This is a genomic window from Pseudomonas sp. TNT3 (genome assembly GCF_010095445.2).
GTDB lineage: Bacteria > Pseudomonadota > Gammaproteobacteria > Pseudomonadales > Pseudomonadaceae > Aquipseudomonas.
Window position 1 is genome coordinate 1 of sequence record NZ_WFGV02000113.1, and the last position, 5565, is coordinate 5565.

Below are 5565 nucleotides of genomic sequence, written 5' to 3' on the forward strand. Positions count from 1 at the left end.
CCGCGCCAGCTCCGGTGACGCCGGCCTCGGCCAACGCCGGGTACTTGAAGAACCCGGCGCCGCAATACCCGTCGCTGGCCCAGCGACGCGGTTGGGAAGGGACGGTGTTGTTACGGGTCCATGTGCTCGCCAGCGGCAAGCCGGGCGAGATTCAGATTCAGAAAAGCAGCGGTCGCGAGGCCCTTGACGATGCCGCCCTGAGCGCGGTGAAGCGCTGGAGTTTTGTGCCCGCCAAGCAGGGTGATGTCGCTCAGGACGGCTGGGTCAGCGTGCCCATCGATTTCAAGATTCATTAAACAGAAACCTATTTCACGCAAAACGTTTACACGAGGAATCCACCATGACGTTACTGGCATCTCCACTTGAATCCATCGAAAGCGCGGTGATCTGGCTGCTGGTGGTTTTTTCCGTTGCGACCTGGGGACTGGCGTTGCTCAAGGGCGTGCAGTTCGGCCGTCTGAAAGCTCAGGATCGCAAGTTTCATAAAAAGTTTTGGGCTGCATCGAGTCTTGATTCGGCGGCGGAATTGGCTGAAACCCAGCCAGGCGCTGCGGCGCGGGTGGCGCAAGCCGGCTACGCGGCAATCCAGGTCGGTGAAGCGCCACACGCGGCGGATCTGAGCCAGGCGATCAATCATCAGGATCGCCTCGAGCGAGCCTTGCGTCAGCAGATCGTGCGGGAGCGCCGTTCGCTGGAAACCGGGTTGGCAGTGGTCGCCAGTATTGGCAGTACGTCGCCGTTCATTGGGTTGTTCGGCACGGTGTGGGGAATCATGGAAGCGTTGAAGGGTATCAGCGCGGCAGGCTCGGCGAGTCTGGAAACGGTCGCCGGACCGATTGGGGCGGCACTCGTCGCCACGGGTGTGGGGATCGCGGTCGCGGTGCCGGCAGTGCTGGTTTACAACTACTTTTTGCGTCGTCTGAAACTGACGGCGGCGGACTTGGATGACTTCGCCCATGACTTCTACAGCCTGGCGCAGAAGAGTTCGTTCCGCGTGCTGATTCACCCGACGGCGCATAAAACCGCGGCCTCGGGCAGCGCGCAAAAAGTGAAGGAGGCGTCCTGATATGGCCTTCTCCACGCAAGACAGCGACGAGGTACTGAGCGAGATAAACGTGACACCGCTGGTGGACGTCATGCTAGTGCTGCTGGTGGTGTTCATCGTCACCGCACCGCTGCTGACCAATGCGATACCGATCAATTTACCCAAGACCGAAGCCGTGGCGCCGGTCGAGCAGAAGGATCCGCTGGTGGTGAGCATCGACGGGGCCGGGAAACTGTTTATCAACAAGGATGAAATCCAGCCGGACCTGCTGGAGTTCAACCTCAAGTCGGCGAAGGCCAAGGACCCGCAGGTGCGCGTGCAATTGCAGGCGGACGACGGAGTGAATTATGGCGAAGTGGCGCGAGCCATGGCGTCGATCGAGCGAGCAGGCATTACCAAGTTGTCGGTGATTACCGCGCGTTAAAAAATGTCGTTTTTCCGGGGCCGTCTCCTTGGCAGGGTGCGGCCCTTTTTTTATTTCTTCGTCAGACGTGGCGGATGGTGGGGTTGTCGTTACGGCTGTTCGATGTTCGGGCCGAGGAATGAATTCAGCGGCCGTTGGGTGGGTGGCGTGGTCGAGATCAATCGTGCCGTGTCCTGCATCATCGGGACGAAGCGCGACACCGCTTTCTTGAGTGTCCACTTCGACACCGGCAAAGACATCTGCAGGCTGGCGACCACCTGATGATTGAGGTCGAACACCGGTACGGCCAGCGCAAGGTCGCCTCGGTAATATTCCTCATTGCAGTACGCGTAACCTTCCTCTCGCGCCAATTGCAGGCGGCCGAGCAGTTCTTGCAGATCGACAACAGTGTTGGGCGTAAAGCGAGTTCGCTGGGTACTTTCCAGGATTTCGATGGCGTGCTCTTCAGGCAACGACGAGAGATAGGCGCGTCCGGTAGAAGAGCAATACATCGGAATGCGACGCCCCACCGGCATGTGCACCAACAGGCGCGTGGGGCTTGGAAACCGGCCGATGTAGATCATGTCCGTCCCCACCGGCTCCGCGAGGTTGACCGTTTCTCCCGCGTTTCGATTCAGGTCGAGGAGGTAGGGGTTGGCCCGGTCCAGCAGCGAGTGCGACTGCAAGTAGTGACAGCCTGCATCCAGGGTGCGCGACGATAACGAATAGCGCTTGCTGACCGGGTCTTTGATCAACAGGCCAAGGGCCTCCAGCGTGAAGGCGAATCGCTGCGCAGCGCTACGGCTGATGCCGGCAGCTACGGCGATCTCCGGCAGACTCATCGACGCATGCTGCGGATCGAAGGCATCCAGCACCGCGATTCCGGTAGCGAGAGATTGCACATAGAGCGTCGATTCTGAAGGGTTCATGGGTGGTCCGTGGCTTGGCGACAACGCCGTCCGATTGTCAGTGGAAAGAAACTGCATCGCGATAAGAGGCGACCGTATAGCGATAGAAGAAGTGAGTCAAGTCGCCGCTAAATCCTTCGTGAAGCCTCTCCGATAAAGATCTTCCATCCCGTATATGCGGTTCCATATGAAACCTACGGGTTGTGGATATCTCCCTGAGCCCTCGCATTTTTGACTATTGACGCTAATGCGTTGCTGATGCAGGATCGAATCTGCATGCAATACATGCATATCGCTATGCGATAAGGCTAGAGGCTTGATATTCCGTGCTGACCGATCTTCGTCGGCACGGTCCGCGCGCTACCAGAGGCGGTTCACAAGGGGATTCCACATGCTGCACAAAACAATAAAATCGTTGGTCGCCGTCGTTTCCACCGTTGCCTTGCTGTCGACCGCGCACGCTGAAATGCCAGTGCTGAAGGTCGGCGCCACACCCAGCGCGGTGCCGTTCAACTTCCTTGATCCGCAGAGCAACACGCTCAAAGGCCTGATGATCGACATCGCCGATGCCGTCGGTAAAGAGGTCGGCTTCACCCCCGAAATCATGCCGATTCCGTTTACGTCCCTCGTCCCCGCCTTGCAAACCGGCAAGATCCAGATCATTGCCTCCGCGTTCGCCCGCACGCCGGCCCGCGCCGAAGTGGTCGACTTTTCCAGCATCGTCGTGAGCTATGGCGAGGGCTTGATCGTCCCCGCCAAGGACACCACGGCCTACCTCAGTTTTGCGGACCTCAAGGGCAAGGTCATCGGCGTGCAGGTCGGCACGTCTTATGTCGAACCGATCACGGCGGTGGGCGGCTTCAAGGAAGTGAAGCTCTACGACACGATGGCCGACATGGTTCGCGACATTGCCCTCGGTCGCCTGGACGCTGCGTTCGGTGACGGTCCGGTCGTCGCTTATCAGGTACGCCAGGTCGGCGCGAAGGTGCGTCTGGTCGACACCTATAAATCGGTCATCGCCACCGACATTGCGTTGGCGGTGAAGAAGGGTGACAGCGAGACCCTCGCGAAGCTCAACGCAGCCATCGACAAGCTCCGCCAGGACGGCACATTGCGCACCATTCTTGCGAAGTGGGCCGTCGCCTCCTGATCGTTTTTTCTCCCAACCCGCACGCGGTCCCTGAGTCCGGGATGGCGCGTGCACACGCTCCGGAGGTTGCTGATGTTCGATTCCTTCCTGACTGATGCGGTGGACTACCTGCCCATGCTGTTGCAGGGCGCACTGACCACCATCTACATCACCGTTACCGCGCTGGTGATCGCTACCGTGCTTGGCTTGTTCTGGGCCCTGTTGCGGGTGAGCGGTATCGCGCCGCTTGCGCATGCCAGCCGCGTGCTGACCAACGTTATCCGAGGCATCCCGATCATCGTGGTGCTGTTCTACATGTACTTCGTGATCCCGGAAATCGGCATCAGCCTGACCGCGTTTCAGGCCGGTTCCCTGGGCCTGGGCATCGCCTATTCCTCGTACATGGCCGAAGTGTTTCGCGCCGGCATCGATGCCGTGGATGTCGGGCAGTTCGAGGCCGCCCAGTCGATTGGCATGTCACGCGCAAAATTGATGCGCCGGGTGGTGCTGCCGCAAGCGTTGCGCATCGCGTTGCCGCCCTATGGCAACAACGTGGTGATGATGCTCAAGGACTCTTCCCAAACCGCTGTCATCACCGTGGTCGAGCTGTCGATGCAAAGCAAACTGATCGCCGCCGCCACCTTCCAGAGTTCGACGGTCTTTACCCTTGTCGCGCTGATGTACCTCGCGATGAGCTTGCCAATGATGTTTGCGATCGGCCGTCTCGAAAAACGCATGGGGACCCAGAAATGATCAAGATCGAGAACCTGAGCAAGTCATTCGGCACTCACCATGTGCTAAGCGGTATCAACGCTGAAATCAACGCTGGCGAAGTGGTGTGCCTGATCGGACCTTCGGGCTCCGGCAAGTCCACGCTGCTGCGCTGCATCAATGGCCTTGAGCGCTATGAGGCCGGCAGCGTGACGGTCGAAGGCCTGCGGGTAGACGCGGCGCGATCGGACATTCGCCAGGTGCGGCAACGTGTCGGGATGGTGTTCCAGCGATTCAATCTGTTCCCCCATCGCACGGCGCTCGAGAACGTGATCGAAGGTCCGGTGTATGTGAAAGGCGAGGATCCCCGCGAGGCCACCGAGCGGGGCCGCGAGCTGCTCGCCAGCGTAGGCCTCGCGGAAAAATTCGAGCACTTCCCTCATCAGTTGTCGGGGGGCCAGCAGCAGCGCGTCGCCATTGCCCGCGCGTTGGCCATGCAACCCGAAGCCATCCTGTTTGACGAACCGACCTCGGCGCTTGACCCGGAACTGGTCGGCGAGGTGTTGGCGGTGATGCGCGGGCTGGCCGAGAAAGGCATGACCATGATCATCGTCACCCACGAGATGGGCTTCGCCCGCGACGTCTCCGACCGCGTGCTGTTTCTCGATGGCGGACGCATTGCCGAACAAGGGCCGTCCAGAGAGGTGCTGACTGCACCGAGCAATGAACGGATGCGCGATTTCCTGCGCCGAGTCACGCACGCCAGTTAAGCCGCAACGCGGCACTTGCCGTCTCCGTACCTGCAGACCCGTATAGGCTTTTTCATGACAGCGAATATGCACTTCCCAACGTCCACGCTGTGGGCGGCGACCACTGCTGCACGTCGCACCACACCTCCGATCACCGGGCCCCTGAACGTCGATGTCGCCGTGATCGGTGGCGGCTTCACCGGCTTGTCCGCCGCGCTCCATCTTGCTGAGTCGGGTGTCCACGTCGCCCTGTTCGAGGCGTCCGAAATCGCCCACCGGGCCTCCGGTCGAAACGGCGGTCAAGTGGTGCCGGGCTTTAAACCGACACCGCAGGCGCTGATCAAACGGTTTGGCGCCGAGACCGCGACGCGCATGATGCGGTTTGGGTATCGCAGTGCTGATGAGCTGTTCGAGCTTGTCGAGCGTCACAAGATTGATTGTTCGCCGACCCGCGATGGCTGGATCCAGGGCGCATTCTCCGAAGCATCGGCGCGGTATCTCCAGACGCGGGCACGGGCTATCAACCATCACGGCGGAGACGCCCTTTACCTTGACTGTGACGCGATGGCCGAGGCGACCGGATCGGCATTCTGGCCGGCCGGCCTGCTCGAGCGGCGTGC

8 protein-coding genes are annotated in these 5565 nt (G+C 60.4%); 7 read left to right on the forward strand and 1 reads right to left on the reverse strand.

Going from position 1 to position 5565, the window contains the following annotated elements; genetic code table 11:
• The 3 genes from GBC55_RS29420 to GBC55_RS29430 all read left to right on the forward strand — a co-directional run.
• Positions 1-296 (forward strand): energy transducer TonB (locus tag GBC55_RS29420; RefSeq protein ID WP_247267067.1); only part of this gene is annotated, 296 nt, incomplete at its 5' end.
• Between the two features lie 44 nt (positions 297-340).
• Complete coding sequence (locus tag GBC55_RS29425; RefSeq protein ID WP_162441152.1) at positions 341-1066, forward strand: MotA/TolQ/ExbB proton channel family protein; 726 nt, start codon at positions 341-343, stop codon at positions 1064-1066.
• A 1-nt stretch (position 1067) separates the two neighbouring features.
• Positions 1068-1469: a biopolymer transporter ExbD gene (locus GBC55_RS29430; protein WP_162441151.1), complete on the forward strand. Its 402-nt coding sequence runs from the start codon at positions 1068-1070 to the stop codon at positions 1467-1469.
• An 89-nt stretch (positions 1470-1558) separates the two neighbouring features.
• Here GBC55_RS29430 and GBC55_RS29435 read toward each other — a convergent pair whose 3' ends face one another.
• Entirely contained in the window at positions 1559-2377 is an 819-nt protein-coding gene (locus GBC55_RS29435) for an IclR family transcriptional regulator (RefSeq protein ID WP_162441150.1), read from the reverse strand.
• Positions 2378-2747: 370 nt separating this feature from the next.
• Between GBC55_RS29435 and GBC55_RS29440 the strand changes: the two genes are divergently transcribed.
• The 4 genes from GBC55_RS29440 to GBC55_RS29455 all read left to right on the forward strand — a co-directional run.
• Positions 2748-3506: an ABC transporter substrate-binding protein gene (locus GBC55_RS29440; protein WP_162441149.1), complete on the forward strand. Its 759-nt coding sequence runs from the start codon at positions 2748-2750 to the stop codon at positions 3504-3506.
• A 72-nt stretch (positions 3507-3578) separates the two neighbouring features.
• Positions 3579-4238: an amino acid ABC transporter permease gene (locus tag GBC55_RS29445; RefSeq protein WP_162441148.1), complete on the forward strand. Its 660-nt coding sequence runs from the start codon at positions 3579-3581 to the stop codon at positions 4236-4238.
• Positions 4235-4966, forward strand: a complete 732-nt coding sequence (locus GBC55_RS29450) for an amino acid ABC transporter ATP-binding protein (RefSeq protein ID WP_162441147.1) — start codon at positions 4235-4237, stop codon at positions 4964-4966. Before GBC55_RS29445 ends, GBC55_RS29450 begins: the two co-directional genes overlap by 4 nt.
• A 54-nt stretch (positions 4967-5020) precedes the next feature.
• A partial coding sequence (locus GBC55_RS29455; RefSeq protein ID WP_247267068.1) for an FAD-dependent oxidoreductase occupies positions 5021-5565 on the forward strand: 545 nt, incomplete at its 3' end.